The organism is Gordonia sp. Z-3 (assembly GCF_036233855.1).
Classification (GTDB): domain Bacteria; phylum Actinomycetota; class Actinomycetes; order Mycobacteriales; family Mycobacteriaceae; genus Gordonia; species Gordonia tangerina.
The window spans coordinates 38,731-63,210 of record NZ_JAZARS010000016.1; the positions used below are offsets into that span (position 1 = coordinate 38,731).

Consider the following 24,480-nt stretch of genomic DNA (forward strand, 5'->3'; position numbering starts at 1 on the left):
AAATGGTGAGTATCGGAGTTGTGGGCGCGACCGGCCAGGTCGGTGGCGTCATGCGTACCCTGCTGGCCGAGCGCAAGTTCCCGGCCGACGAGGTTCGGTTCTTCGCGTCGTCGCGGTCGGCGGGCAAAAAGCTACCGTGGGGCGACGGCGAGATCGTCGTCGAGGACGCGGCCACCGCGGACCCCGCAGGCCTGGACATCGCGTTGTTCTCTGCCGGCGGCACCATGTCCAAGGAGCAGGCGCCGCGGTTCGCCGCAGCCGGTGCGACAGTCATCGACAACTCTTCGGCCTGGCGCAAGGACCCCGACGTCCCGCTGGTGGTGTCCGAGGTCAACGGCGAGCTGGCGAAGAACCCGCCCAAGGGCATCATCGCCAACCCGAACTGCACCACCATGGCCGCGATGCCGGTGCTCAAGCCGCTGCACGACGCGGCCGGTCTGCAGCGCCTCATCGTCTCGAGCTATCAGGCGGTGTCCGGTAGTGGGCTGGCCGGTGTCGAGGAACTCGCATCGCAGACCCGCGCCGTGGTCGGCGACGCCGAGAAGCTGGTCTACGACGGCAGCTCCGTCGACTTCCCGGCACCCGACAAGTACGTCGCGCCCATCGCGTTCAACGTGCTCGCGATGGCCGGCTCGCTGGTCGACGACGGTTCCGGCGAAACCGACGAAGATCAGAAGCTGCGCAACGAGTCCCGCAAGATCCTGGGTCTGCCGGACCTGCTGGTGAGCGGAACCTGTGTGCGGGTGCCGGTGTTCACCGGGCACTCGCTGTCCATCAACGCCGAGTTCGCAAACCCGTTGTCGGTGCAGGAGGCGCAGGAGATCCTCGGCGCCGCAGCCGGAGTCGAACTCTCCGACGTGCCGACCCCGCTGGCGGCGGCGGGCAAGGACAACTCGCTGGTCGGCCGAATCCGGCAGGACCCGGGTGTGCCGGACGGCCGCGGTCTCGCGCTGTTCGTCAGCGGCGACAACCTGCGAAAGGGCGCTGCACTCAACACGATTCAGATCGCCGAGTTGCTCGTCTAGACTTCGACGCCACGTTAACGCCCGCCACGACACAGGTTGTCGTGGCGGGCGTTTCGTCTCGGTGACCGGCCGCCCAGATGGGCGTCGCAGACAAGGGGGACGGGGGGTCGCCGAAGGATTTGTACGGACGCATACCGGTAATACCGGGTTATACTCTAGGCATGAAGACCGCCATCTCGATCCCCGACGACACCTTCGAACGAGCAACGCGCCGAGCCCGAGAGCTCGGCCTGAGTCGCTCGGAGTTGTTCGCTCGCGCCGTGGGCAGCTATCTCGATACCCTCGACGCCACCTCCATCACCCACCAGATCAACACCGCACTCGACGAACAACCGGCCACTACCTCTGATTCCTCCGCCGAGGAGGCCGTTGCCATGGGTCGCAACGTCCTCGCCGCGTCCGACTGGTGATCGAACGCGGCGGCATCTACTGGGCCGATCTCGGTGCACCATCGGGCTCACGCCCGGCCAAACGCCGTCCCGTCGTGGTCATCTCCGACGACAGCTACAACGCCAGCCGCATAGCCACCGTCATCGCAGCGGTCATTACCTCCAACACCAACCTGGCAACCATGCCCGGCAACGTGTTCCTGCCCGCAGCCGCCACTGGACTACCCAAAGACTCCGTCGTCAACGTCACCGCCCTGATCACCCTGAACAAAGCCGACCTCACCGATCACGCCGGCAGCATTCCTCTTGCCCTGCTCAACGACGTAGACCGCGGACTACGCACATCCCTTCACCTATAACCCGGCGGTCGATCCCCGTCGGTCACGGCCGCCGCGGCTTCGACGATGATGGCGCGCATCGCGTTCTCCGCCGCCACCGGGTTGCCCAGGCGGATGGCTCGCGCGACATCATCGTGCAACGCAATGGCTTCCGGATTCGGCCTGTCCGGCATCATGCCGTGATGGGTGCGTCCGGCGAGGACCTCGTAGACCACCTCGGCGAGGGCGCGGAACATCTCATTGCCACTCGCTTCCAGTAGGGCACGGTGAAAGATCTTGTCGGCCAGTAGGTAAGCGTCCAGGTCGCCGCTGCGTCCGTGGACGACCATGTCCGACACCGCCGCCGCGAGGATGCGGCACTGATGTTCGTCGGCCCGCTCGGCGGCCAATGCCGCGGCCACCGGCTCAAAGCCGCGACGTAGCTCCGACAGGGTGAGCAGAAAATCGGCGCGGTTGTCGCCGTCGAGGCGCCACCGGATCAGGCGGGGGTCGAACACGCTCCACTTGGTCTGCGGTTGGATCGTAATACCGACCCGGCGCCGTGAGCTCACCAAGCCCATCGATTCCAGGACCCGGATCACCTCACGCGCCACGGTGCGCGACACCTCGTACTGCGTGCAGATGCCGTCGAGGGTGAGGACGCTGCCTGGTGGCTGCTCACCCGCGACGATGCGTCGTCCGATCGACGTGAGGACCTGGTCGTGCCGTTTGCCGATGCCGGAAGTGTCCTGACTCACCCATTCATCTTGTCATTACTCCACGCATCGACCGAATATGAGTACTTGTGAGCGCTCGTACTTGCAAAAGTATGACTATTGAGGCAATCTCTGTGACCAGAAGCACAACAGGTAGGAGTTCTGATGCGGTCACCAGTGGTCGTGATGGGGGTGTCGGGGTCGGGGAAGTCGACCGTAGGGGCGGCGTTGGCCCAGCGGGTGCGGGCGCCGTTCGCCGATGCCGACGACTTTCATCCGCCGGAGAACATCGCGAAGATGTCGGCCGGTCGCGCCCTCGACGACGCTGATCGTCGTCCCTGGCTGGAATCCATCGGACAGTGGCTGGCGCAGCACGCCGACGGCGGCGTGGTGAGCTGTTCGGCGCTCAAACACTCCTACCGTGACCAGCTGCGCGCACATGCGCCGTCGGTCTTCTTCGTTCATCTCGACGGTCCCATCGAGGTCATCACCCGCCGGCAGGCCTCGCGCCCCGGACATTTCATGCCCGCGACACTGCTGCAGTCGCAGTTCGACACTCTCGAGCCGCTCGGCCCCGACGAGGCCGGCGGTGTGGTCGACGTCGACCAGAGCGTGGACGCGATCGTCGAACAGTCCGTCGCCCTTCTTCAGGAGAACGACCAGTCATGACGACCCTACAAACGGCGGTACTGGCCGCCGACGCCGAACTCCCCGAACCCATTGCCCCCGGGTGGCAGCTGATCGTTGCGGCGCTGGCCGGCATCGCGGTGATCGTCGTGGCGATCACGATCGCCAAGGTGCATCCGTTCCTCGCTCTGATCGGCGGTGCCGCGACCGTCGGAATTGTTGCCGGCGAATCGATCCCGACGTTGCTCGAGTCCTTCACCGATGGGTTCGGCAGTACCGCGGCCGGTGTGGGTATCCTCATCGCCCTCGGTGCGATGTTCGCCAAACTCCTGGCCGACTCCGGTGGTGCCGACGAGATCGTGGACACCATCGTCGGGCACGCCTCGCCACGGATGTTGCCCTGGGCGATGGCGCTCGTCGGCGCGATCATCGGCCTGCCGATGTTCTTCGAGATCGGCCTCGTCCTGCTGATGCCGGTGATCTACCTGGTCGCCCGGCGCTCGGGGTTGGGTCTGATCACCATCGGTATCCCAGCGCTCGCAGGTCTGTCGGCGATGCACGGATTCGTGCCGCCGCACCCTGGTCCGCTGGTCGCGATCGACGCACTCGGCGCCGACCTCGGTACCACCCTGGCGCTCGGTGTGCTGGTGGCTGTCCCGACCATCATCGTGGCCGGGCCGCTGTTCGGCACCTTTGCCGGTCGCTGGGTGACGGTACCGATCCCCGATACCTTCGCCGCCGATCCCGCCGACGGGCCCACCACCCGCCGCCCGAGCTTCGCGGTCACCATGTTCAGCGTCCTGTTGCCGGTGGTGCTGATGTTGGGCAAGGCCCTAGCCGAGATCTTCGTCGACGACGAGAACCAGATCGTGCGCCAGGTGCTCGACGTCCTCGGCACGCCCGTCATCGCGTTGCTGATCGCCGTGGTGGTCGCCATGTTCACCCTCGGCCGCGGGTCGGGGATGAATCGGGACACGATCTCCAAATGCACCGGTGCAGCCCTCCCCGCGATCGCCGGCATCCTGCTCATCGTGGCCGCTGGCGGTGGCTTCAAGCAGGTCCTCGTCGACACCGGTATCGGCACCCTGCTGGCCGACTGGGCCACGGACGTCAACGTCTCGGTGCTGCTGCTCGCCTGGACGCTGGCCGCGCTCATCCGCCTGGCCACGGGATCGGCCACGGTCGCGACCATCACCGCGTCGTCGTTGATGCTCGGGCTGGTCGACGGGTTGAGTTCGGGGGAGACCTCGCTGGTCGTGCTGGCGATCGGCGCCGGCTCAGTGTTCCTGTCGCACGTCAACGACGCCGGGTTCTGGCTGGTCAAGGAGTACTTCGGGATGAGCGTCGGCCAGACCTTCAAGACCTGGTCGATGATGGAGACCGTGCTGTCGGTGGCCGGTCTGATCGTCGTACTCCTGCTCGGCTTGGTGATCTGACCGCGCGTGCCCAGCCGACGAGAAACAGGGCCCAGTCGACGCGAACAGGGCCCAGTGAACGGGGAACGGCGCGCAGTAGACGGGGAGGGTGGGGGTCGGAGGATGCGTTGACGAGGGTGCGGTGATCGCGAGAAAGATGACCCCGATCACCCCGATAAGTTACTGTGCGGTAGCTTACTGGGAATGAAACAAAGGTGGGGGAGTATCTCAATGAGGCGATTGCACACTACCTGGGCACCACGGCGGCTCATCGCGCTGGTGGTCACCGGTCTGGTCGTCGGTTCCGGCCTGGCGGTGGGAGCGCCGGCCGCGACGGCCGCCGGCGACTTCTATACACCGCCCGCGCAGTTCGACACCGATCCCGGCGCCGTCATCCGTAGCGAGCCCAGTCCGCTGCTGCTGCAGATCCCGGGCGTGCCGAACCAGTGGCCGGGCACGGCCACCCGGGTGATGTACACCTCGAGCTATCAGGACGGGAAACCCGCCGCGGTGACCGGCACGCTGGTGGAGCCCACCGCGCCCTGGCAGCGCGGCGGCAAGCGGCCGACGGTCGTCCTCGGACCCGGCACCGTGGGACAAGGCGACCAGTGCGCCGGCTCCAAGATGATGAACTTCCCCCTCGCCATCGATCCGGCGAAGCCGAGCATCGCGGTCAACTACACCGCGCTCGAGTTGAACCTGTTGCTGATCAACGGTGTCCGCGTGTTCATCACCGACTACATCGGCATGGGCACCCCGGGCGTGCACACCTACGTGAACCGGCGAGAATCCGGTGCCGCCATGCTCGACGGCGCGCGGGCGGCGCTCCGGCTGGCCAAGGCGGGCGACGATGCACCGGTGGGCTTCTCCGGGTACTCGCAGGGCGGCGGTGCCGCCGCCTCGGCCGCCGAAATGGCGCAGACCTATGCGCCCGAACTCAACGTCAAGGCGACTTATGCCGGTGCGCCGCCGGCCGATCTCGCCAAGGTGACCCAGCAGATCGATGGCACGTTCATCGCCGGCGCCATCGGCTACGCGATCAACGGTCTCGCGGCTCGGTATCCGTCGCTGCAGCCGGTACTCGACCGGGAGACCACGGCGTTTGGACGGCACGTGCTCTCCCAGGTGGCCACGCAGTGCATCGGTGACACCGGGCTCGCGTTCGGGTTCCAACGCACCACTCAGTGGACGCGTACCGGGGAGTCGCTTTCGGCGGTCATAGACCGGAGCCCGGCAGCCAAGAAGGCGGTCGACGAGCAGCGGATCGGTCGCCTGACGCCCAATGCCCCGGTCCTGCTCGAGGGCGGCATCAGCGATGACGTCATCCCGTACGGCCAGGTCCAGCAGCTCTACCGGGATTGGCGCGCGCAGGGCGCCGACGTCGCGCTGGTGACCAACGAGATCCCGCCGATCTTCCCGGGCCTGGTGGTCAACCATGCGTTGCCGATGCTGACGACATTGCTGCCGGGAACACAGTTCCTGCTCACGCATTTCGACAGCTGACGCCGACAACTCGTCGTAGGACACTTGATTCGGCTCGACTCGCCCAAGACGCTTCCGGGCGCATCGGGAATGTGATGTGCTGTCGCCCGTGTGGGGGACTGAGATGAGGTCGGTGGGTACGGTGCGGACGTCGAGGTGGACCGCGATCATCGCGCTGATCGCGGCAACGATGGTGGTGACCACACCCTCGGCCGGCGCGGCGCCCGCTGTCTCGCCGCAGCCGCCCGCCGGGGTCGGTCCCGTCGGCACCTCGCTGATGCACGGCGATCTGTGGTCGACGGATTCGACGCCTTTCCGCGGCCCCGGACGCACCGCCCGCCTGGCCGGTTCCTCGGTACCCGGCGGGGCCTGCGCGGCGACGTTCATCGGCAGCGACGGTATGCCCGTGTCGTTGTGTACGCAGTTCGTGGGCACTGCGCCACCGGAATTCGCCGTACCGACGGTCACCCTGTTCGATCCACAGACCGCCGCGCCGGTGGCACGGCTGCAGCTGGCCAAGGGTGGACTGCTGGGCGGTGTCTACGGCTACCTCGACAGCCGTGACCGCGTTGTCGTCGCCGACGGATCGGGTGAGATTCTCCGGGTCGCACACCGCCAGACCCCCATTGGCTGGCAGGTCTACGTCGACGACCGCGTGGACGTCTCCGGCCACATCCCCGACGGCGACGCGATCACCGGTCTGGCGCCGGACTTCGACAACCGGATCTGGTTCGCGACCACCCACGGGGTGGTGGGCACTGTCGACGACACCCGAGTCCGCTCGATGCACCTGCGGCCCGGAGAAGACCTGGGCAACGGGTTGTCGGTGCGGGAATCGGGGGTCTCGGTGCTCTCCACGCACGCGCTCTACGAGATGCGCGCCGGCGCCGACGGCGTCCCCCGTGTGGTGTGGCGCCGAGGTTACGACCGTGGTGCGGCGAGGCGTCCCGGTCAGCTGACCTGGGGGTCGGGGACCACCCCCACCTACTTCGGCCCCGGCGGGGACAGCTGGGTAGCGATCGTCGACAACGCCGCGCGGCCGGAGCTGATCGTCTACGACAGTGATTCCGGCGCCACGGTCTGCCGAATGCCCGCTTTTGGTGGTTCGGGGCAGGGCACCGAGAACTCGATTCTGGCTTGGGGCGACTCGCTGGTGATCCCGAGCACCTACGGCTACCAGTACCCGCCGATGGCGGTCACCGGACCGAGCGTGCCGACGAATGCCCCGTTCGTGGGTGGGTCCACCCGGATCGACGTGTCGCCGAGCGGGTGCCGCCGGGTCTGGGAGAACCGCGACCGGATCGCGACCCTGCCGCGACTGACCCGCGGAGACGGCCTGATCAACTCGCTCGGTTACGGCCCGTACGTGCCCGGATCGGTGCAGCAGCTGGGCCCGGTCTATTACGTGGCAACCGATTTCGCGACCGGACAACGAGTGCGCACGCTCCGGGTGGGGGATGGCCCGATCGACGAACCGCTCGAACTCACCGGCACCATCGCCCCTGACGGCACGATGTGGCAGGCAACCGTCGGGCGCATGCTGAAGATCTCGCGGTGAGGCGGGATGGCCGTGGGACAATCGCGTCATGACCGACCCTGACGACCCGGATCGGATTCCGACCCAGGCCGAACTCGACGCCGAGGACATGGCTGCCATCGAGCACAGGTCGCGCGACCGTGACGAAGCGAATCTGTACCCGCCGCGGCCCGGCGATCCCGGACCGGCGCCGGCGGCGTTGAGTCTGCACGCGCGAGTCGCGTGGTGGGGTTCGGCGATCGCCGGGCTGATCAGCGTCGTCTACGGATTCCTCAACCTCGGGATGATCAGCGACCTGCTGCGGGCACGCCTGCTCGAAGGGGTGGTCAACGACCCACGCAATGCCAGCCCGGAGGATCAAGTCGACTCGCTGGCCGGCTTCTTCCCGCCGTTCATGCTCGCCACGATTGTGGTGTTCCTGGTGATCGAGTACGCGCTGCTGGTGGCCTCGGTCACCCATCACAGCCGCAACTGCCGCAACTTCTTCCTCGCTGCGGTGGTGATCAACCTGATGTGCATCCCCATCGGCATCGACCTGCTCTTCGACTACCCGGAGGTATGGTCGGCGATGCCGGTCATCGCGTGGCTGCAATTCGCTCTGCTCATCGTCGCCAGTGTGTTCACCTTGCGGCGCAACGTCAATCAGTGGCTGCCCGACTCGACCCGGATGCGTCCGACGAAGATGTTCCGGGCGCGATAGCGCACCCGCAACAGTCTCAACTCTCCAACGCGAGCAGCTCTTTGGTGAACTCGGCCTCGTCGATGAGAGTGCTGTGTCCATCGGCTACCACCACCTGGCCGTGGACCATCACGGTGTCGACAATCCTCGGTGAGCCGGTGGTGAGCACAGATGAACCGGGGTCGCGGACCGGCAGCGTCGCGTAGTCGCGGTCGAACCGGAACAGTGTCAGGTCTGCCGGGGCGCCGACGGTGACCCCACCGCTCACCGCGGGGAGGCCGAGTGCGCTGTTCGCACCACCGCAGGCGATGTCGAGCATGGCGCCGAAACCGAGCAGGTCCGCGCGTCGGTGTAGCGCCCGCTGCAGGTAGGCGGCGATCCGGAAGGTCTCCAGCATGTCCTGGGTGTCGTTGCTGGCCGCCCCGTCGACGCCCAGGCCCACCCGGATGCCGCGTTCGAGCATGGCCGGAACCGGTGCGATCCCACTGCCCAGACGCATATTCGACAGCGGATTGTGGGACACGGCCACCCCACGTTCGGCGAGGATCTGTTGTCCGAGGTCGTCGAGTTCGACACAGTGCACGGCCAGCACCCGGTCCCACAGGAACCCGTTGCCGTCGAGATACTCCACCGCACCGACGCCGGCGTGTTCGAGGCACATCCGGTCGTCGGTGGGGGTTTCGAGCAGATGGATGGACACCGGGAGCTCGTGACGTTGGGCGAACTCACGTAGCGTGGCCATCCCGGTCTCGGTCACCGACCGCGGGTTGGGCACCGCCAGCGCCATCGAGATCGGCGTATCGGCAACCTGCGTGCGCAGATGATCCACATGCGAGAGTACTTCGTCGAGCGGCTGCATCAGCCGTGGCTCGAATCCCCACTTGCGGGTGGCATCCGGACGGTCTGCCACACCGCGGCCCAGCACCGCACGAATCCCGGTGTCGGCCAACGCCTGGATCACCGCACCGTGCACTTCGGTCGAGGGGTGTGGCCACATGTGCTCGACGACGGTCGTGGTACCCGACCGCAACGCCTCGAGACATGCCGACACCGCGGCCAGATAGGCGCGTCGCGGGGTGATGGCCACCGACTCCTCGCCGACGGCGAGTAGCCACTCGAGCAGTGGTGTGCACTCGGCGATGCCGCGCATCAGTGACTGCTGCAGGTGAGTGTGGGTATTGACGAACCCGGGGATCAGGTGGCCGTTGCCATCACCGGGATGTGGGGTTGCGGTGATCGCCGTGACCACGCCGTCCTCGACCAGGACGTCCTGATGGCTGTGCCAGGCGCCGCCGGTGTAGACAGTGACGTCGCGGAACGCGGGTGTGGGAGCTGCCGGTGCGGCGGGTGTTGCCGGTGTGGTCACGACGTCCCCTACTTGCCGTAGTTGGCCGCGACGCGCTGCGCGATGTAGTCGGCGGCCGTGATCGGCGGGTACGTGCCCGCGGCGCTCTCGATCACCACGTCGGTGTTGGCCTGCGCGAAGTAGGCGATCGTGTAGCGCGGCCCGGTGTACTCGCCGCGGCGCGGGGCCCGCACGCGGTGGAAGTTCGACGGCAGACGGTCATCGGACCAGCGCATCAGCATGTCACCGATGTTGCAGGTGATCGCGTCGTCGGAGGGTTCGACCGGTGTCCAGGCCTGACCCTCGGCCTCGGCGCCGGGCAACACCTGCAGACCCCCTTGACCGGTGCGCTGGAAGAGCAGCGTCAGGGCGTCGAAATCGGTGTGGGCACCGGCACGCCACGCGGAGTCCGCGTCGAGCAGTTCGGCGGGAAATGCGTAGTAGTGCAGCAGACGCAGCGTGCTCTGGTAGGTGCGGGAGGCGGGATCGTGTGCCCGGGTGAAGAATTCCCGGTCCAGGCCGAGCTTGTCGGCGAAACAGCTCAGTAGGTCCATCGCCAGACGCCAGCATTTGCGCTCGAATTCCTCGATGGTGGCGCGGAACCCGGCCAGTTCGTGCTCACCGGGCCAGAGGCCGTCCATCCGCGGGCGGGTGACCTGGAAGGACTCCTTCTGGTCGGGCGTGCCGACCGACGGCCGAACCTGACTCATGTATTCCCAGCCCGCGTTTTGGCCTTTGCGCAGCGGATACTGTTCTTTCACCACGGTGGGCAGATCAAAGAATCGCGCCGACATGTCGAAGGTGTGGTTGACCTCGGCCATGTCGATGCCGTGATCGACGACCTGGAAGAAGCCGATGTCGGTTGCCGCCGCCCAGAGGTCGTCGGCGATCTGCCCGCGGCGCTGCGCGAAGTCGGCGAGACTGATGCGTCGTACCTCGCGGTCGGTTGTCTCGGTGCCCAGCCCGCCCATCGCGCGTTCGCGGTGCAGCTCGGCCATCTCGTCGGCTCGGACGGAACGATGACGGGTGGCGGTGGTGATCTCGGACATGCGTTCTCTCTCGTGGTGATGAGGCCGCATGCGCTTTTCGACGCGGTGCCTGAGAGATGAGGACACCGCGGACGCGAACAACGGGACTCTGGCCCGCTGCTACATACGACCTCGTGGGTCCGAGCATAGGTGACACCTGCCGAGTCCGCGAGGCGGCGCGGGTTCAGGCAAGCCTTCCCTGATTTTCTGGAACTGTTCCTATTTCTGGACTCGTTCCAGAAAACTGCTACAGTGGAGTCATGTCAGATCGTCACCGGTTCCATCGACGGCTTCGCGAAGCGGGAATGCGGGTCACCGCGCCCCGCATCGCGGTGCTGGAGATTCTGGACGATCACCCGCACTCGACCGCGGATTTCGTCGCCACCGGGGTCCGCGAACACCTCGGCGGGGTGTCCACGCAGACCGTCTACGACGTCCTGCGCGCGTGTACGAATCGCGGTCTGCTTCGGCGCATCGAACCGGCTGGTTCGCCGGTCCGCTATGAGACCCGCACGGGCGACAATCATCACCATCTGATCTGTCGTCGCTGCGGACAGATCGTCGACATCGATTGCGCGGTCGGGCAGGCCCCGTGTGCGCTGCCCGATGACGATCACGGCTACCGCATCGATGAGGCCGAGGTCACCTACTGGGGTGAATGCCCGCGGTGTCGCAGTTCGGTTGCGGTGAAAGGAAAATGACGAAGCAAACGTCCAGAACCGTGTGAACGCACTGTGATCCAGCGACACCGAGTGGATTCAGCAACACCGAGTGAGTCAGGAGAAGCCCATGGCAGCAATTGATCCCGTGTACACCGTCGCCTCCACGGCAACCGGGGGTGGCCGAGACGGCCAGGTCGTCTCGCAGCCCGGCCGGGTCGACCTCGACATGCGGCCGCCCACCGAGATGGGCGGCAGCGGCGAAGGCGCGAATCCCGAGGAGTTGTTCTCAGCCGGCTACGCGTCGTGCTTCCTCGGAGCTTTGCGGGCGACCGCCAAGCAGGCGGGCGCGCAGGTGCCCGACGAGGCGACGGTGACCGTGACGGTCGGCATCGGCAAGGACGACGCCGACGGCGGATTCGCCCTCGTCGCCACCATCGAGACCTATTTGCCGGGCCTCGACGAGGCAAAGGCCAAGGAGCTGGCCGAAGGCGCCCATGCCTTCTGCCCGTACTCCAAGGCCACCAAGGGAAATATCGAGCACAACATCACGGTTCGGGTCTGACCCGACCCGCACCGACGCGTACAGCCCACGCAAGGAAAGGAGCGGTCCACCATGGCCACCAACACACCCATCACCAGCACGCTCACCGAAGAGCAGAAGTCGGTCACCGGTAAGGCGTTGCAGGACACCCTCGTCGACCTGATCGACCTGTCGCTGATCGCCAAGCAGGCGCACTGGAACGTCGTCGGACGTCAGTTCCGTTCGGTTCACCTCGAACTCGACGAGTTGGTCTCGGTCGCGCGCGAGTTCACCGATGCCGCAGCCGAGCGCGCAACCGCTATCGGTGTCAGCCCGGACGGCCGCGCAGAGACCGTCGCGAAAACCGCGAACACCAAGGGTTTCGGCGAAGGTTGGACCCAGGATAGTGACGTCGTCACCGCGGTCATCGATAACCTGCAGTCGGTGATCGGCGGTCTGCGCGAGCGAGTCCAGGCCACCGAGTCGGCCGATCCGGTGACTCAGGACCTGCTGATCGAGATCGTCTCGAAGCTCGAGCAGCTGCACTGGATGTGGCAGGCGCAGTCCGTCTGACGTCTGCTCCTGACACGCCGACATGGCCGAGCGCCCCGGTCATGTCGGCGTTGTCGTGTCCGCGTGCTCGAGTTCGATGGCAGCTCTCGAGGTGACTGTGACCCCGCGAACGATGCGAAATGCCCGCATGTAGCGTGGCAGCGTGGACAGTTGGGCAGCGGTAGTGGGGTTGGGGCTACTCGCGGCGGCCGTCGGGGTCATCGCGTTCGTGCGTTACCGGCAACATGAGACCGCGACATTGCAGCGTGACGTGACGCTCGCCCGCGAACTCCGCGAGCTCGCCGGGACCGACGAGGTCCGGCTGGCATCGGTGGACGAGTTCGAGCTGGCCATCTACCAGCGACTCTTCTACGCATCGGTGGTCGGTCCGCGCATCCGCAGTGCCGCCTGGGCGTTGTTCGGAACTGCACTGGCGATGAGCGCGGCCGTGGCCGCGTCGGCCGGCGACGGCGTGCTCTGTACGGTGGCCCAGATCGGCGCCCTCGTGGTGACCGCGGTGTTCGCGCTGGCCACCCTCACCTTCGTCGCGATGGCGCTCGTGCACACCGCGACCACCCCGCGCGTCTCCTTCGCCGAGTCCTACGCTGCCGAGAGGTCGACCACCGACACCGGCTCCGGGTAGCCGGGCCCGCTCAGCGGGCGGCGAATCGGCGGCGGTAGACGGTCGGCGTGACCCCGACGGTGGCGTTGAAGTGGTGGCGCAGCAACGTCGCGGACGCGAAACCCACCCGGGCGGCGACGTCGTCGACCGGCAGTGTGGTGGATTCGAGCAACCGGCGCGCGTGCAGCACCCGCTGCTCGGTCAGCCATCGGTGAGGCGACACCCCGACCTCGTCGACAAAGCGCCGGGCGAAGGTGCGCGTGGACATGTGCATCCGGTTGGCCAGTTCGTCGACCGTGATGTCGGTATCGAGGTGTTCGACCATCCAGTCGAGAACCTGGGCGAACCCGTCGGACTCGCAGGCAGGTACGGGTGCCTCCACGAACTGACGCTGTCCGCCGTCGCGATGCGGCGGCACCACCATTCGGCGGGCGATGCGATTGGCGACGTCGGGCCCATATTCCGCGCGGACAAGGTGCAATGACGCGTCGATTCCGGCGGCGGTTCCGGCGCTCGTGGTGACCGGCCCGTCATCGACGAACAACACGTCGGTGTCGACGATCGCCTTCGGATAGCGGCGGGCGAGTTCGGCGCCATGGCGCCAATGCGTCGTGCACCGGCGACCGTCGAGTAGGCCGGCCTCGGCTGCAGCGAAGGCGCCAGTACACACCGTGAGCACGCGGCCCCCGTTGTCGACCACCCCGCGCAGGGTCTGGAGTATCTCGGGTGCGAAGTCCGGGTCGGTGCTGCCACCCGGAACAGCCACCAGGTCGGCGTCGAGGCAGTCGTCGAGCGTGTGCGGTGGGACCACCGCCGCGCCGTGACCGATGCTCAGTGGAACCCCCGGATCCGGCGAGGCGATCAGGAATTCGAAGGCCGGGACGCCGTCATCGGTGCGATCGAGGCCGAACACCTCGTTGACCACCCCGAACTCGAACAGCGCCACCTGGCGATGCAGTACGACGGCGACCTTCTTCAACACCCATCCAGTATGGCCGAAATTTTGCGAACAATGTCGTTCAGGCCACTGTCGGCGGGATATTTACGAGAACATACTTTCAGTCATGAACATGTTGATCCTGCTGCTCCTCCTGATTGCCGTGCTGTCGCCGATTGCGATCGGTATACAACGAACCGGGGGGTGGGCCCCGCCGCGTCATCGGTCACGTTCGCGGCTCGGCCCCGACGCTGAACGCATTCGCGCCGAACTCCGCCTCTTGCACCTGCAACGTCGCGACAGCGCTTGACCTGCAGCGACTTTCGGGTGGTTGCGGCAACCCAAAAGGCTGCTACGTTGGTGCCGCGGCGGGCATGTGAGCGCCGACGAGTTCGACGACCGCGACAGCGAAGGGGGCAATCGGTCCGATGTCACGCAGACGCGTGTGGTCGATTGTCATCGCCGTGACACTGATCGCGGCTCTCACCGTCGCCTCGCCGACGATCCGGTCGTCCGGGCCGGCGACCGAACTTGCCGAGGCCACCTCTGGCGTGGTCGCCGACGATGGGCCGGTGGACGGGGTCCTGGTCAGTCGCACATTGTTCCGCCACGCCGGCGCCGCGATCCTGATGCCCGCCAACACGAATGACGATGTTCGGCGGCGTGCGAAGGCCGCCGCGCGACGATACGACACCCCCACCCTGGCCGTCAGTCCGGCGCGACGCGCGGCCGTGCGCGCGGAACTCGCACGCCTGGCACCCGAGCGCGTCGTGGTGCTGGGTGCCGCCTCCTCCGTGGCGCGCGGGTTGACCGATGCCTTGGTCACCACCGACCCCGACGATCTCATCGAACAGCATGCGGCCCAACGTGGTACCACGCTCGTGTATCTCGGTGCCGACGCGTCCCCGGACGCGGCTTTCACCGCAGAGGCCGCCGGAGCGCAGGTCGTTCGGGTGCCCGTCGACGATCCGCGGTCCACCGGTGAGTCGGTCCGCATGTTGCGGGAACACCCGGACGCGACGGTGCGCGCATTCGGAACGGGCTTCGGTGACAGCCGCGCCTTCGCACGCCAGACCCGGGCGGCCCGCACCCAGCCCGAGCTCCCCGGCGGCGGCCAGCTCATCTTTCCCGGGCGGCGCCTGGTGGCGCTGTACGGCTCACCGGGTGATCCCTCACTCGGCCCGTTGGGTGCGCAGGGCGCGCAGGCGTCGGTCGAGCGGGTCGATCAGCTTGCGGCGCAGTATCGGCCGTTCAGCGCGACGCCGGTGGTGCCGGCCTTCGAGATCATCGCCACCGTCGCGTCGTCGCAACCCGGACCCGACGGGACGTATTCCAGCATGATCGACCCGCAGCGGCTCCGGCCGTGGGTGCAGGCCGCGCAGGACGCCGGGGTGTATGTGACACTCGATCTGCAGCCGGGGCGCGCCGACTTCCTGACGCAGGCCAAGCGCTACGCCTCGCTGCTCGCCGAACCGAACGTGGGACTGGCGCTCGACCCGGAATGGCGACTGAAACCCGATCAGGTGCACCTGACCCAGATCGGGTCCGTCGACGTCGACGAGGTCAACCGCACCTCGGCCTGGCTGGCCGACCTCACCCGTGCCCGGGGGCTTCCGCAGAAACTGCTCGTCGTACACGAATTCGACACCGACATGGTGGTCGGCCGCGACCGCCTCGACACCGCCCGACCCGAACTGCAGGTGGTGATCCACGCCGACGGCCACGGTAGTCCGCCGGTGAAGAAGGGAACATGGCAGCGGGTGATCGCCGATCTACCTGCGAACGTGTGGCTGGGGTGGAAGAATTTCTACACCGAGGACACCCCGACGTTCAGTCCGGCGCGGACCATGCAGGTGCGGCCCACACCGTCGTTCGTCTCGTATCAGTAGGAGGCGTCGATGACGGCGACCATCACCGATCTCGCCACGTGTGTGGACCAGGCCCAGCGGGGCGATCCGATCGAGATCCTCACCCGGCAGGCCACCTCGCGTGTGCCCGAACTCGTACCCGTCCGCAATTCCCGGATGGCGGCGACGCCGTTCACGTTCTACCGCGGCGCAGCGGCGGTGATGGCGGCCGACCTCGCCGCGGTGCCTCATTCCGGGATCATGACACAACTCTGCGGTGACGCTCATCTGAGCAACTTCGGTGTGTTCAACACCCCAGAGCGGCGGATGATCTTCGATCTCAACGACTTCGACGAGACCGCTCCTGGTCCGTTCGAGTGGGACGTGAAACGGCTGGCGGCCAGTTTCACCGTGGCCGGACGGGGAAGCGGCTTCGATGCCGCCACCACCCGACGGCACGCGCGCGACGTGGCCAAGTCGTATCAGAAGTGGATGACGGCCAGCGCGGCCATGTCGACGATGGACTGCTGGTATGCCCGCATCGACACCGAAGAGGTGTTGACGAAGGTGACCTCCAAACTCGACACCTCGACCGAGGCACGCACGCTGAAGGGGCTGCGGAAGGCGCAGCACCGCAACAGCACCCAGGCGGTGGCGAAACTCTGCGTGATCGATGCCGACGGCAATGTGCACATCCGTAGCGATCCGCCGCTGCTGGTCCCGATCCACGAGTTGTTCCCCGACAGCCACGCCGACGAGGTCGCCAACCGGATCGCGGGCCGGGTCGATGCCTACCGCACGATGTTGCCCGACCACATTAGGGCGTTGTTCGACCAGTTCACGATCGTCGACGTGGCGCGCAAGGTGGTGGGAGTGGGCAGCGTCGGCACTCGTGCCTGGATCGTGCTGATGCATGGCGCACGGTCCGACGATCCGCTGTTCCTGCAGATGAAGGAGGCGCAGCGCTCGGTGCTCGCCGACTACGTGCCCACTCAGCAGTACGCCAACCAGGGGCAGCGGGTCGTCGAGGGCCAGCGGCTGCTGCAGGCGGCCAGTGACGTGTTCCTCGGCTGGACCTCCGGACTCGACGAGAACGGCGAGAAGCGTGACCTGTACGTCCGGCAATTGCGTGACGGCAAGGGGTCGGTGGTGATCGAGGCGTTGAGTCCCGACGACATGAAGCTCTACGCGAAGTTGTGCGGTCGGGCACTGGCACATGCGCACGCCCGAACCGGTTCACGCCTCCAGATCGCCGAGTACCTCGGTAGCGCCAAGGGCTTCGCCGATGCCATCGCCGACTTCTCGGAGTCCTACGCCGACATCGACGAGGCCGACCATGCCGCGATGCTCGACGCGATCGCTGACGGTCGGCTGGAAACCCACGACCTGGTGTGACAGGCGATCGTGGTCTTGTGGTGAGCACCTGGTCCCTGAGGAGGCCGGAGCTTGGAGAGGCCGTCACGAAGGGCTGCCACCGCGCCTCACGCCTTACATCGTGACAGGCTGATGTCACGCCGATCCGATTGCGAGGGAGCGCCGATGACCGACGACACGACGACCGACGAGAGCCTGCGCGAGCGCGTGCGGGAATTGATGCCGCAGGCGAAGACCGAGCTCGCCGAGATGGTCGCGTTCGAATCCGTCTACGACCCCACCGGCACTCCGCCGGAGGACTGTGACCGGATGGTCGACTGGTTGCTCGGCACTTTCACCGAGTTGGGTTTCGGCGACGTCGAGTCGCATGTGACCGCCGATGGCAGCAAAGCGGTGACCGGGCACCTGGCCGGTCCCGACGATGCGCCGACGGTGTTGCTCTATTTCCACCATGATGTGCAGCCGCCCCTCGGTGCCGACGAGTGGGACTCGCCGGTCTGGGAACTCACCGAACGCAACGGTCGCTGGTACGGCCGCGGCGCAGCGGACTGCAAGGGCAACATCGCCGTGCACCTGGCTGCGTTGCGGGCGCTCGGCGGCGACATCCCGGTCAACATCACCATCGTCGGTGAGGGCTCGGAAGAGCAGGGCACCGGTGGCATGGAGGACTTCGTCCCGAAGCACCCGGACCTGTTGCGCGCCGACGCGATCCTGGTGTGCGACTCGGGGAATTTCGCAATCGGCCGGCCGAGCCTGACCACGAGCCTGCGGGGTATCGCCAACGTCGTGGTGACCGTCGAGACGCTTTCCTCGGCAATGCATTCCGGAATGTTCGGCGGAGCGGCACCGGATGCACTCGCCGCGCTCATCGCGATGCTCGCCTCGCTGCGCGACGCCGAGGGCAACACCACCGTCACCGGGCTGGACGCCTCGGCGACGTGGCCGGGCGTCGACTACCCGGTCGAGGCCTTCCGCACCGACGCCGGCGTCCTCGACGGGGTCGACGTCGTCGGTTCGGGCAGCGTCGCCGACATGGTGTGGGCACGGCCGGCGGCGACCGTGCTCGGCATCGACTGCCCGCCGGTGGTGGGGTCGTCGGCGGCCGTGCAGCCGAAAGCGCGTGCGCGCATCAACCTGCGGGTGCCACCCGGGGTGGACGCCAAGGTCGCCCAACAGGCGCTCATCGACCATCTCACCGCGGCCGCCCCGTGGAACGTCCGGGTCTCCTTCGAGCGTGAAGCCGATGGCGCGCCGTTTCGCGGCACCACCTCCGGGCCCGGTTTCGACACGATGGTCGACGCGATGACCACGACCTACGGCACCGACGTCGTGCTGATGGGGCAGGGCGGTTCGATCCCGCTGTGCAACGTGTTCGCCGAAACCTATCCGGAAGCGGAGATCATGCTGCTCGGTGTGGAGGAACCGTCGTGCCTGATCCACGCGCCCAACGAGAGCGTCGATCCGGGCGAGATCGAGAACATGGCCATCGTCGAGGCCACCTTTCTCAGGGAGTACGCGCGGCGGGCGGCGCGCTGAACCTGTCCACCAGCAGCTCCTTCAACTGTGGTCTACTGGCCGCGACCAGCGTGAATGCGGCTTCGCGGGCGAGGCGTTCGGGATGGGCGCCGCGCAGCAGGGCCGCGCCGCCCTCGGCGGCGATCAGTGTGGCTGCCGCGTCGACGGCCAATTGTGCGCCGTCGGCACGTGCCGCGATCAGCGTGGCGGCGTCGGTGAGTCCGGCGTCCAGCGCAGTGCGGATGGTGCTGCCGCGGTCGCGCAATGCGCGAGCGGCCCGTGAGTGACCGCCGACGTCGAGCAGCGCGGCGCACCGCCGCACCACTCCCAGCGGGGGCGTGCCGTTGATCCGGACGCCGGTGTTCTGGTTGGCGAAGAAGTCGTCGAGGGTCACCCGGCTCACGATGCGATCGTCGGGGACGACCAGGCCGGTGACCGCCAGCGACACCGTGCGGGTCGCATCGGCGACGCCGAGGTGCAGGGGTTTGACGGTGATGGCGTCCGGCGGCTGCTGGATCGGCAGGATCGCCGCGAGCACGTCGTCGGTGTCCACATCACGGGCCGAGATCTGCAGCAGATCGACGATGCCCCAACCGCTCACGAACGGCGCATGGCCGTCGAAGCGCCACCCGCCGTCGACTCGGGTGGCGCGCATTCGTGGTGGGGTGGGGACCACTCCGGCATACGCCACGCCGGCGCGCAGCCGGCCGGCAACTGTTGCAGCGAACAATTCGTCACGCAGTCGTTGGTTGGCGGTGGTGGCCAGCGCGATGACCACACCATGATGCTGCAGCCACGTGAACGCGGTGGCCAGACACCCGCTCGCCATCACCTCGCTGATCTCGATGACCTGGGCGAAGTCGAGGCCGGGACCGCCGGCGTCGACGGGTGCGGCAATTCCGAACAGGCCGGCCTCGGCGATCGTCGTCCAGTGCGAGGCAGGTACCGAACTTGTGCGATCGACGTCGGAGGCGGCGGGGAACAGCACGTCGTCGGCGACCCGGTAGGCGTCGGCGATCAGCTGGGTACGCCGGAGGTCGAGATCCGTACTCACCCGGCCAGCGTACGGCCGGGTGAGCACCGGATGCCTTCAGATGCAGTGTCAGACGGTGCAGAGCGGGGAGTAGTCGGTGCGGCCACCGGTGGTCGGGGACACCAAGAAGGTGCAGGAGTTGAATCCGGCCTTCTCCACCTGTCCGCGCAGCATCCGCAAGGTCTCGGTGGTGACGACCTTGTCCCGGGAGAGGACGAACCCGGAGAAGCGGGTCGGATCGCCGACGAGGGCGAACTGGTACGGGTCGTCGGGGGTGGCGCCGTCGGCGATCCACGTGACGATGTAGTTGGGTGCGTTGTTCGGATCGATGCTCACCGGAACCTGCGGGAACGACACGGACAGTTGTGCTTTGGTGACCGGGTCGACGACCTTCGCCTGACCCTTGACGCCGTTGGTCTGGCCCGTGAACGTGGTGCAGGTGTTCTCGACGCCGATCGTGGTCGCATCGATCAGGGTGTAGGTGGCCTTGGTGTCCTTGGCACAGTTCAGATTGAAGAACGCCGGAATCGCCGCGAGCTGCCACCAGGACCCGAGATACCGCTCGGTGTCGAGCTTCGGGATCGGTTGCAGCGGCGCGGCAGTCGCCGGGCCGGTGCTCGCGACCAGGGCGGCGACGGCCAGGGCTGCGGTCGCGAGGAGGGTGAACAAGCGTCGGATCGTGCGGGTGATGCGCATCGTGCGGCTCCGCTCGGGTCATCGGAAGGACTCGGACACTGGACGAACGGAGGCGATTCGGAGACACGGCGTTGTCGGATGGGTCGCAAGTGAGAACACGCCGCCCGTCGGACCCGAGGGCCCGGCGGGCGGCGTGTACATGGAGGTGGGTCAGGCGATGTTCGACGGCTTCCACGTCGCGACCGCCCAGATCACCACGAGGTCGAGAGCGATGATCAGGATCGCCCACAGCGGGTAGTAGGGCAGCCACAGGAACTGGGCGATGATCGAGATGGAAGCGATGATGATCGCCGAGATCCGGGCCCAGTCGGCGCCGACCGCCAGCCCGCCCGCCACGATGATCGCCAGGATGCCGATGATCAGGTGAATCCAGCCCCACGTGGTGAGGTCGAATTTGTAGACATACTCCGCGCCGACCACGAACAGGTCGTCATTGGCCAACGCCGAGATGCCCTGGAAAACGGCGACGAGACCCGCGACGAACAGCAACGCGGCCGCGACGATGGAGATGCCGAAGGCGAAACCTTCCTTCGTGCTGTAGTTGATGTCCTGCTCAGGCGCGCTCATGTGGGTTCCCTTTCGGTACGGACGAGGTATATGAGACACAAGTGCTGGAATAACTCTAGTGGGCCGATGTGGACATAAGCCCACAGATACGCAGACTGCTCGTAACGGCTCCGTCACGGCGTTGCGATACGGCGATAGCGATCCTGACCAGGCGATTTAGTTCTGGCGGGGGCGTGGGGGTAAGCTATCGCAGGTTGCACACGGGGTGTGGCGCAGCTTGGTAGCGCGCTTCGTTCGGGACGAAGAGGTCGTGGGTTCGAATCCCGCCACCCCGACGCTAGGTTGAGATAGCAGAAGAAGCCCTGACCAGGAGAGATCCGGTCAGGGCTTCCTCGTTTCTCTGTTCGATCAGCTGGTCGTCTCGCCAGCAGCCCGCAGTCGGCCCGCAGCAGATTCGCGCGCAGCGTCCAACGCTTCGGCCACACGTTCGAGATCGTCCGGGAACAGGTCGGCGTAGGTGTCCAGGGTGAGCGCCGCCGACTGGTGGCCGAGCATCGTCTGCACGGCCTTGACGTTCGCGCCGGCACTGATCGCCAGCGAGGCCGCGGTGTGTCGTAGGTCGTGGATGGTCGCCTTCGGGAAGTCGGTGGTCACGTTGCCCTTGTCGTCGACCGGGCGTAGCGCCTCGATAGCCTTGTTGAACGTTCGGGTGCGGAACGTCGCCAACCGCAGCACACCACCCTCCGGCGCCGTGAACACCAGGTCATCCCGGCCCTTGCCGGCCATCGCCTTGGCGAGATCGTCAGCCAGGAACTTCGGAAACGGAACCGACCGGCGCTCGTGATTCTTCGGCGACGACCACACCAGCTTCCCTTTCACCTCGGTCACCGACTGCCGGACGTTCACCCGTCGGCGCAGCATGTCGAAGTTCTCCACCCGCAGTGCGGCCATCTCCCCGTACCGGAGCCCGGTGTACGCAAGGAACAGGATCACCAGCCGCTCCCGGTCGACGCGTTGAGCGAGCAGCTCCACCTGCTCGTGGGAGAGGTACGCCCTGGCCGAATGCTCTCGTCGAGGTGCTTTGACGCCCTGGCATGGGTTGCGGGGTAGTCGGCGGTCCTCGACGGCTAGCTCGAGGATCATGCGCAGGATGCCGAGTGCGTTCTCGATGGTCGCGGCCTTCGCGCCGTCGTCACGCATGTCCTGCACCCACGCTCGCACGGTCGAGGTCTGGATCTCGCTGACTCGGGTTGACTCCCACCGTGGTTTCACGTGCTTGTTCCACACCGTCTCGCGGGTGGCCTTGGTGGTGTCCTTCAGGTGTCCGAAGGTGCCCGTCCACTGCTCGTGCATCTGTCCGACCGTGACTTGGCCGGCACCCGGAGCTACGTAGGTGCCGGAAACGATCGTTGAGGTGATGTCGTCGAGCCACTGTTGCGCGTCGACCTTGCGGGCGAACAACTTCTCGCGTTCCTGGCCGTCGGAGTCGACGTACCTTGCACGCCAGCGTTTACCCTGGCCGTTCTTCGCGCTGGGCGTGTTGTCTGCCTTATGCCAGCGGTCCTCGACGCCGGATCGGCGGTTACGTCTTTGGGTCATCGCTTCTGCCATCCTTCGTGGGCAGTGTGATCCTCAGCGACGTCGACTCTCCCAAAGATGCTTCAATTTCGGCCTCTGGAATCGCATCCAGCAGATCCTCGACGCCAGTGACAGATACGGACTCGTCGGGATTCGACCGCACTCGGTCGGCGAAATCCCTCAAGTCATCGACTACTCGCATGTAGGAGTCGACCAGCACAAGGCCATCAGTGACCAGGCTCCGATCTCTCTCTGCAGCGGGATTCAGGCTCATTACTAGTGCTTCTGAAATCGCTACAGCCTCACGGTATTTCGGTTCACGCTGACCGTTCTCGATGCGTGTGACGGCCGAAGGATCCAGTTTTAAGCCGATCTCTTTCAGATGTTCACTCAGCTGACGCTGGCTCCACCCTCGTAACTCGCGGACCATCTTCATCTGCTGTCGGAACTCGTCCGGCGACACTTCCACAAGCCGTGCCGAGTGTCTCAACTGGCGCGCCCGCGCGCTCTCGTCCAGGTCCTGCATCTCCTGGGCACTCAGATCTTCGTATCGCTGCACAATCAGCAGCGTAATGCTTGAACAGCACCGAGATCAATGTATAGTGCTGTTCAAGCACCAAAGTGCTGAAACAACACCGTACAACGTATTGGAGGAGGCGATCGTGACCCACGCAACTGACGAGACCGCCGAGCGGTATCGAGACGTGCTGACCAGCAAACAGGTCAATCATGACTACCCGTTCATCAACGCAGCGACTCTGCGGTATCTCCGACACAAGGGCGAGGGGCCAGCATCTTTCGTCATCAACGGGAAGGTTCTGTATCGGCGGAGTGAGATCGAGCGGTGGCTGGCCGAGCAAGAAGCTGCAACTACACGTGGTGGCGCTGCCTGATGGCTATCGACCAGAACGACCGCGATCGCATTGAGGATCTGCAGCTCGATCCGAGCGCCGACCGAACGGAAGATCTCCGCACCCACGGCGAGTTGGTTGCCGCAGCGGAGAAGATCTTGCGCAGCGAGGACCCCCCACGCTCGTTCCAGGCGCTGATGGGCCGACTCGCAGATGAAACCGCCCCCAACACCGCAGATCTTGGCGGAACGGGTGTTGAGGGCGACCACACCACCACCCAGCAAGGAGTAGAAGTGCACAACTCAGAGAGTACCCCGACCTCATCCGATCGCATTCCCGGCTACCGAGGTCCCGACCACCCCGATTACGAATTCACCGCCAGTGGCGGCACCACGTACGTCGTCGATGCAGACAACGACGGGGTGTGGATCGCCCGCGATAACACCACACCACCGACAGAAGTGCTGTCGCTACGCCGCTCCGAGGCCCTGGACCTCATCGCCTGCTTGGTGCGCGCAGTACAGGAATCCGCTGGCCTCGCGTTGGTCTTCCAGAAGGAGGCCCGCCGGTGAACACCATCGACACGCTGATCGAACGCTCGTGGCGCGTGCACGACGAGGCCCGCGACCAGAAGCGCACCACCGCGCAGGCCGACAGGCTTCGGCACGCGATCTGGAGGCTCGAAGACGCCCTGGATGAGAACTCAGTGACATCAAGCGATCCGAAACTTGGAGACCTGCCTGAGCGTGTCCGCGACAGCGTCGTGTCTGTGCTCGTTGCACGAGTGCACGTGCAGGCGGTGATGGTCTGATGAGCGAGCAACAACACACATGCGCTTTCCGGTGGTGCGAGCAAGGCAGCGCCGACGAGCCGCATTGGACCCAGGTGAGCTACACACCGGCAACGATGGGTTCCATCGTCCCGGAACAAGTGAGCGTCAATGGCTTCACGGTCCCCACGGTGGGCGTCGGTATCCGATACCAGGAGGACGAGGGCACTCCCGCTATCTACATCCACCTGTCTGGTGGACCCCGCGACGTGGACGAGGACGTCTACCTGCGCCTCGATGAGGCTGACGCTGTCCTCGGTGCACTCCAGGACGCTATCGGCATGGCACGCGAGGCTGTCGCCGTTGGCACACAACTGAATACGTAAGTCCCGGAGGCGGGGTGGACGAGCAGCTGGCCTGCTACTCACCCACGTTCACCCCGCCCGTCCGGCCCACC

The 24,480-nt window shown here is 66.3% G+C and carries 28 protein-coding genes and 1 tRNA gene; 20 read left to right on the forward strand and 9 right to left on the reverse strand.

The features are described from left to right. Positions 1 to 2: 2 nt before the first annotated feature. The 3 genes from VX037_RS17965 (at position 3) to VX037_RS17975 (ending at position 1,773) form a co-directional block, all read left to right on the forward strand. Positions 3 to 1,025: an aspartate-semialdehyde dehydrogenase gene (locus VX037_RS17965; RefSeq protein ID WP_328715214.1), complete on the forward strand. Its 1,023-nt coding sequence runs from the start codon at positions 3 to 5 to the stop codon at positions 1,023 to 1,025. Positions 1,026 to 1,186: 161 nt separating this feature from the next. After that, complete coding sequence (locus tag VX037_RS17970) at positions 1,187 to 1,435, forward strand: CopG family transcriptional regulator (RefSeq protein ID WP_266063430.1); 249 nt, start codon at positions 1,187 to 1,189, stop codon at positions 1,433 to 1,435. Beyond that, a complete protein-coding gene (locus VX037_RS17975) occupies positions 1,429 to 1,773 on the forward strand; it encodes a type II toxin-antitoxin system PemK/MazF family toxin (RefSeq protein WP_235721727.1) in 345 nt (114 codons plus the stop codon). Before VX037_RS17970 ends, VX037_RS17975 begins: the two co-directional genes overlap by 7 nt. Here the strand turns inward: VX037_RS17975 and VX037_RS17980 are convergent. Continuing rightward, entirely contained in the window at positions 1,764 to 2,489 is a 726-nt protein-coding gene (locus VX037_RS17980) for a FadR/GntR family transcriptional regulator (protein WP_235721728.1), read from the reverse strand. The genes VX037_RS17975 and VX037_RS17980 overlap by 10 nt on opposite strands. Before the next feature lie 123 nt (positions 2,490 to 2,612). Between VX037_RS17980 and VX037_RS17985 the strand changes: the two genes are divergently transcribed. From VX037_RS17985 to VX037_RS18005, 5 genes are all read left to right on the forward strand, one after another. After that, complete coding sequence (locus VX037_RS17985; protein ID WP_235721729.1) at positions 2,613 to 3,116, forward strand: gluconokinase; 504 nt, start codon at positions 2,613 to 2,615, stop codon at positions 3,114 to 3,116. Continuing rightward, positions 3,113 to 4,510: a GntP family permease gene (locus VX037_RS17990; protein WP_328715216.1), complete on the forward strand. Its 1,398-nt coding sequence runs from the start codon at positions 3,113 to 3,115 to the stop codon at positions 4,508 to 4,510. The genes VX037_RS17985 and VX037_RS17990 overlap by 4 nt, the downstream gene beginning before the upstream one ends. Before the next feature lie 210 nt (positions 4,511 to 4,720). Next, on the forward strand, positions 4,721 to 5,992 hold the full coding sequence (locus VX037_RS17995; protein WP_235721731.1) for a lipase family protein: 1,272 nt from the start codon (positions 4,721 to 4,723) through the stop codon (positions 5,990 to 5,992). 169 nt (positions 5,993 to 6,161) lie between these two features. Then, entirely contained in the window at positions 6,162 to 7,529 is a 1,368-nt protein-coding gene (locus tag VX037_RS18000) for a hypothetical protein (protein WP_235721996.1), read from the forward strand. Between the two features lie 28 nt (positions 7,530 to 7,557). Continuing rightward, entirely contained in the window at positions 7,558 to 8,208 is a 651-nt protein-coding gene (locus VX037_RS18005; protein ID WP_235721732.1) for a hypothetical protein, read from the forward strand. Positions 8,209 to 8,224: 16 nt separating this feature from the next. Here the strand turns inward: VX037_RS18005 and VX037_RS18010 are convergent, their stop codons facing one another. Together VX037_RS18010 and VX037_RS18015 are read right to left on the reverse strand one after the other, a co-directional pair. Further along, positions 8,225 to 9,553 carry an amidohydrolase family protein gene (locus tag VX037_RS18010; protein ID WP_235721733.1) on the reverse strand — a complete coding sequence of 443 codons (1,329 nt, stop codon included), beginning with the start codon at positions 9,551 to 9,553 and terminating at the stop codon, positions 8,225 to 8,227. 8 nt (positions 9,554 to 9,561) lie between these two features. Beyond that, positions 9,562 to 10,581, reverse strand: coding sequence for an isopenicillin N synthase family dioxygenase (locus VX037_RS18015; protein WP_235721734.1), 1,020 nt, complete (start codon positions 10,579 to 10,581; stop codon positions 9,562 to 9,564). A 239-nt stretch (positions 10,582 to 10,820) separates the two neighbouring features. On the opposite strand from VX037_RS18015, the gene VX037_RS18020 reads away from it, so the two are divergent. The 4 genes from VX037_RS18020 to VX037_RS18035 all read left to right on the forward strand — a co-directional run bounded on the left by VX037_RS18020 (position 10,821) and on the right by VX037_RS18035 (position 12,937). Next, on the forward strand, positions 10,821 to 11,261 hold the full coding sequence (locus tag VX037_RS18020) for a Fur family transcriptional regulator (protein WP_235721735.1): 441 nt from the start codon (positions 10,821 to 10,823) through the stop codon (positions 11,259 to 11,261). 88 nt (positions 11,262 to 11,349) lie between these two features. Next, on the forward strand, positions 11,350 to 11,784 hold the full coding sequence (locus VX037_RS18025) for an organic hydroperoxide resistance protein (protein WP_235721736.1): 435 nt from the start codon (positions 11,350 to 11,352) through the stop codon (positions 11,782 to 11,784). A gap of 51 nt (positions 11,785 to 11,835) precedes the next feature. Further along, positions 11,836 to 12,315, forward strand: a complete 480-nt coding sequence (locus VX037_RS18030) for a Dps family protein (protein WP_235721737.1) — start codon at positions 11,836 to 11,838, stop codon at positions 12,313 to 12,315. Positions 12,316 to 12,457: 142 nt separating this feature from the next. Next, positions 12,458 to 12,937 carry a hypothetical protein gene (locus VX037_RS18035; RefSeq protein WP_235721738.1) on the forward strand — a complete coding sequence of 160 codons (480 nt, stop codon included), beginning with the start codon at positions 12,458 to 12,460 and terminating at the stop codon, positions 12,935 to 12,937. Between the two features lie 10 nt (positions 12,938 to 12,947). Here the strand turns inward: VX037_RS18035 and VX037_RS18040 are convergent, their stop codons facing one another. Then, positions 12,948 to 13,898: a GlxA family transcriptional regulator gene (locus VX037_RS18040; protein ID WP_235721739.1), complete on the reverse strand. Its 951-nt coding sequence runs from the start codon at positions 13,896 to 13,898 to the stop codon at positions 12,948 to 12,950. 419 nt (positions 13,899 to 14,317) lie between these two features. On the opposite strand from VX037_RS18040, the gene VX037_RS18045 reads away from it, so the two are divergent. From VX037_RS18045 to VX037_RS18055, 3 genes are all read left to right on the forward strand, one after another. Beyond that, positions 14,318 to 15,742 carry a hypothetical protein gene (locus VX037_RS18045; protein WP_235721740.1) on the forward strand — a complete coding sequence of 475 codons (1,425 nt, stop codon included), beginning with the start codon at positions 14,318 to 14,320 and terminating at the stop codon, positions 15,740 to 15,742. A 9-nt stretch (positions 15,743 to 15,751) separates the two neighbouring features. Further along, entirely contained in the window at positions 15,752 to 17,095 is a 1,344-nt protein-coding gene (locus VX037_RS18050) for a DUF2252 domain-containing protein (RefSeq protein WP_235721741.1), read from the forward strand. A gap of 144 nt (positions 17,096 to 17,239) precedes the next feature. After that, positions 17,240 to 18,610, forward strand: a complete 1,371-nt coding sequence (locus VX037_RS18055; protein WP_328715218.1) for a dipeptidase — start codon at positions 17,240 to 17,242, stop codon at positions 18,608 to 18,610. Here the strand turns inward: VX037_RS18055 and VX037_RS18060 are convergent. The 3 genes from VX037_RS18060 to VX037_RS18070 all read right to left on the reverse strand — a co-directional run bounded on the left by VX037_RS18060 (position 18,579) and on the right by VX037_RS18070 (position 20,885). Further along, positions 18,579 to 19,643: an acyl-CoA dehydrogenase family protein gene (locus VX037_RS18060; protein WP_328715220.1), complete on the reverse strand. Its 1,065-nt coding sequence runs from the start codon at positions 19,641 to 19,643 to the stop codon at positions 18,579 to 18,581. The two genes, VX037_RS18055 and VX037_RS18060, sit on opposite strands and share 32 nt — an antisense overlap. Before the next feature lie 48 nt (positions 19,644 to 19,691). Then, positions 19,692 to 20,318: a lipocalin family protein gene (locus VX037_RS18065; protein ID WP_328715222.1), complete on the reverse strand. Its 627-nt coding sequence runs from the start codon at positions 20,316 to 20,318 to the stop codon at positions 19,692 to 19,694. A 150-nt stretch (positions 20,319 to 20,468) separates the two neighbouring features. Then, positions 20,469 to 20,885 (reverse strand): DUF7144 family membrane protein, encoded by a 417-nt coding sequence (locus VX037_RS18070; protein ID WP_235721745.1) that lies wholly within the window; start codon positions 20,883 to 20,885, stop codon positions 20,469 to 20,471. A 201-nt stretch (positions 20,886 to 21,086) separates the two neighbouring features. Here VX037_RS18070 and VX037_RS18075 point away from each other — a divergent pair. Continuing rightward, a tRNA-Pro gene (locus VX037_RS18075) sits at positions 21,087 to 21,160 on the forward strand. Positions 21,161 to 21,233: 73 nt separating this feature from the next. On the opposite strand, the gene VX037_RS18080 is transcribed toward VX037_RS18075, so the two are convergent. Next, positions 21,234 to 22,424 (reverse strand): tyrosine-type recombinase/integrase, encoded by a 1,191-nt coding sequence (locus VX037_RS18080; RefSeq protein ID WP_328715224.1) that lies wholly within the window; start codon positions 22,422 to 22,424, stop codon positions 21,234 to 21,236. After that, entirely contained in the window at positions 22,408 to 22,962 is a 555-nt protein-coding gene (locus VX037_RS18085; protein WP_328715226.1) for a helix-turn-helix domain-containing protein, read from the reverse strand. The genes VX037_RS18080 and VX037_RS18085 overlap by 17 nt, the downstream gene beginning before the upstream one ends. A 103-nt stretch (positions 22,963 to 23,065) precedes the next feature. Here VX037_RS18085 and VX037_RS18090 point away from each other — a divergent pair, with 103 nt between their 5' ends. The 4 genes from VX037_RS18090 to VX037_RS18105 are packed head-to-tail and all read left to right on the forward strand — an operon-like array spanning position 23,066 to position 24,409. After that, positions 23,066 to 23,296, forward strand: coding sequence for a helix-turn-helix transcriptional regulator (locus VX037_RS18090; RefSeq protein ID WP_328715228.1), 231 nt, complete (start codon positions 23,066 to 23,068; stop codon positions 23,294 to 23,296). After that, positions 23,296 to 23,826 carry a hypothetical protein gene (locus tag VX037_RS18095; RefSeq protein WP_328715230.1) on the forward strand — a complete coding sequence of 177 codons (531 nt, stop codon included), beginning with the start codon at positions 23,296 to 23,298 and terminating at the stop codon, positions 23,824 to 23,826. Before VX037_RS18090 ends, VX037_RS18095 begins: the two co-directional genes overlap by 1 nt. Further along, positions 23,823 to 24,065 (forward strand): hypothetical protein, encoded by a 243-nt coding sequence (locus tag VX037_RS18100; RefSeq protein WP_328715232.1) that lies wholly within the window; start codon positions 23,823 to 23,825, stop codon positions 24,063 to 24,065. The genes VX037_RS18095 and VX037_RS18100 overlap by 4 nt, the downstream gene beginning before the upstream one ends. Beyond that, the gene (locus tag VX037_RS18105) at positions 24,065 to 24,409 is read left to right on the forward strand and encodes a hypothetical protein (protein ID WP_328715234.1); all 345 of its coding nucleotides are present in this window, start codon (positions 24,065 to 24,067) and stop codon (positions 24,407 to 24,409) included. Before VX037_RS18100 ends, VX037_RS18105 begins: the two co-directional genes overlap by 1 nt. The last annotated feature ends 71 nt before the right edge of the window (positions 24,410 to 24,480 follow it).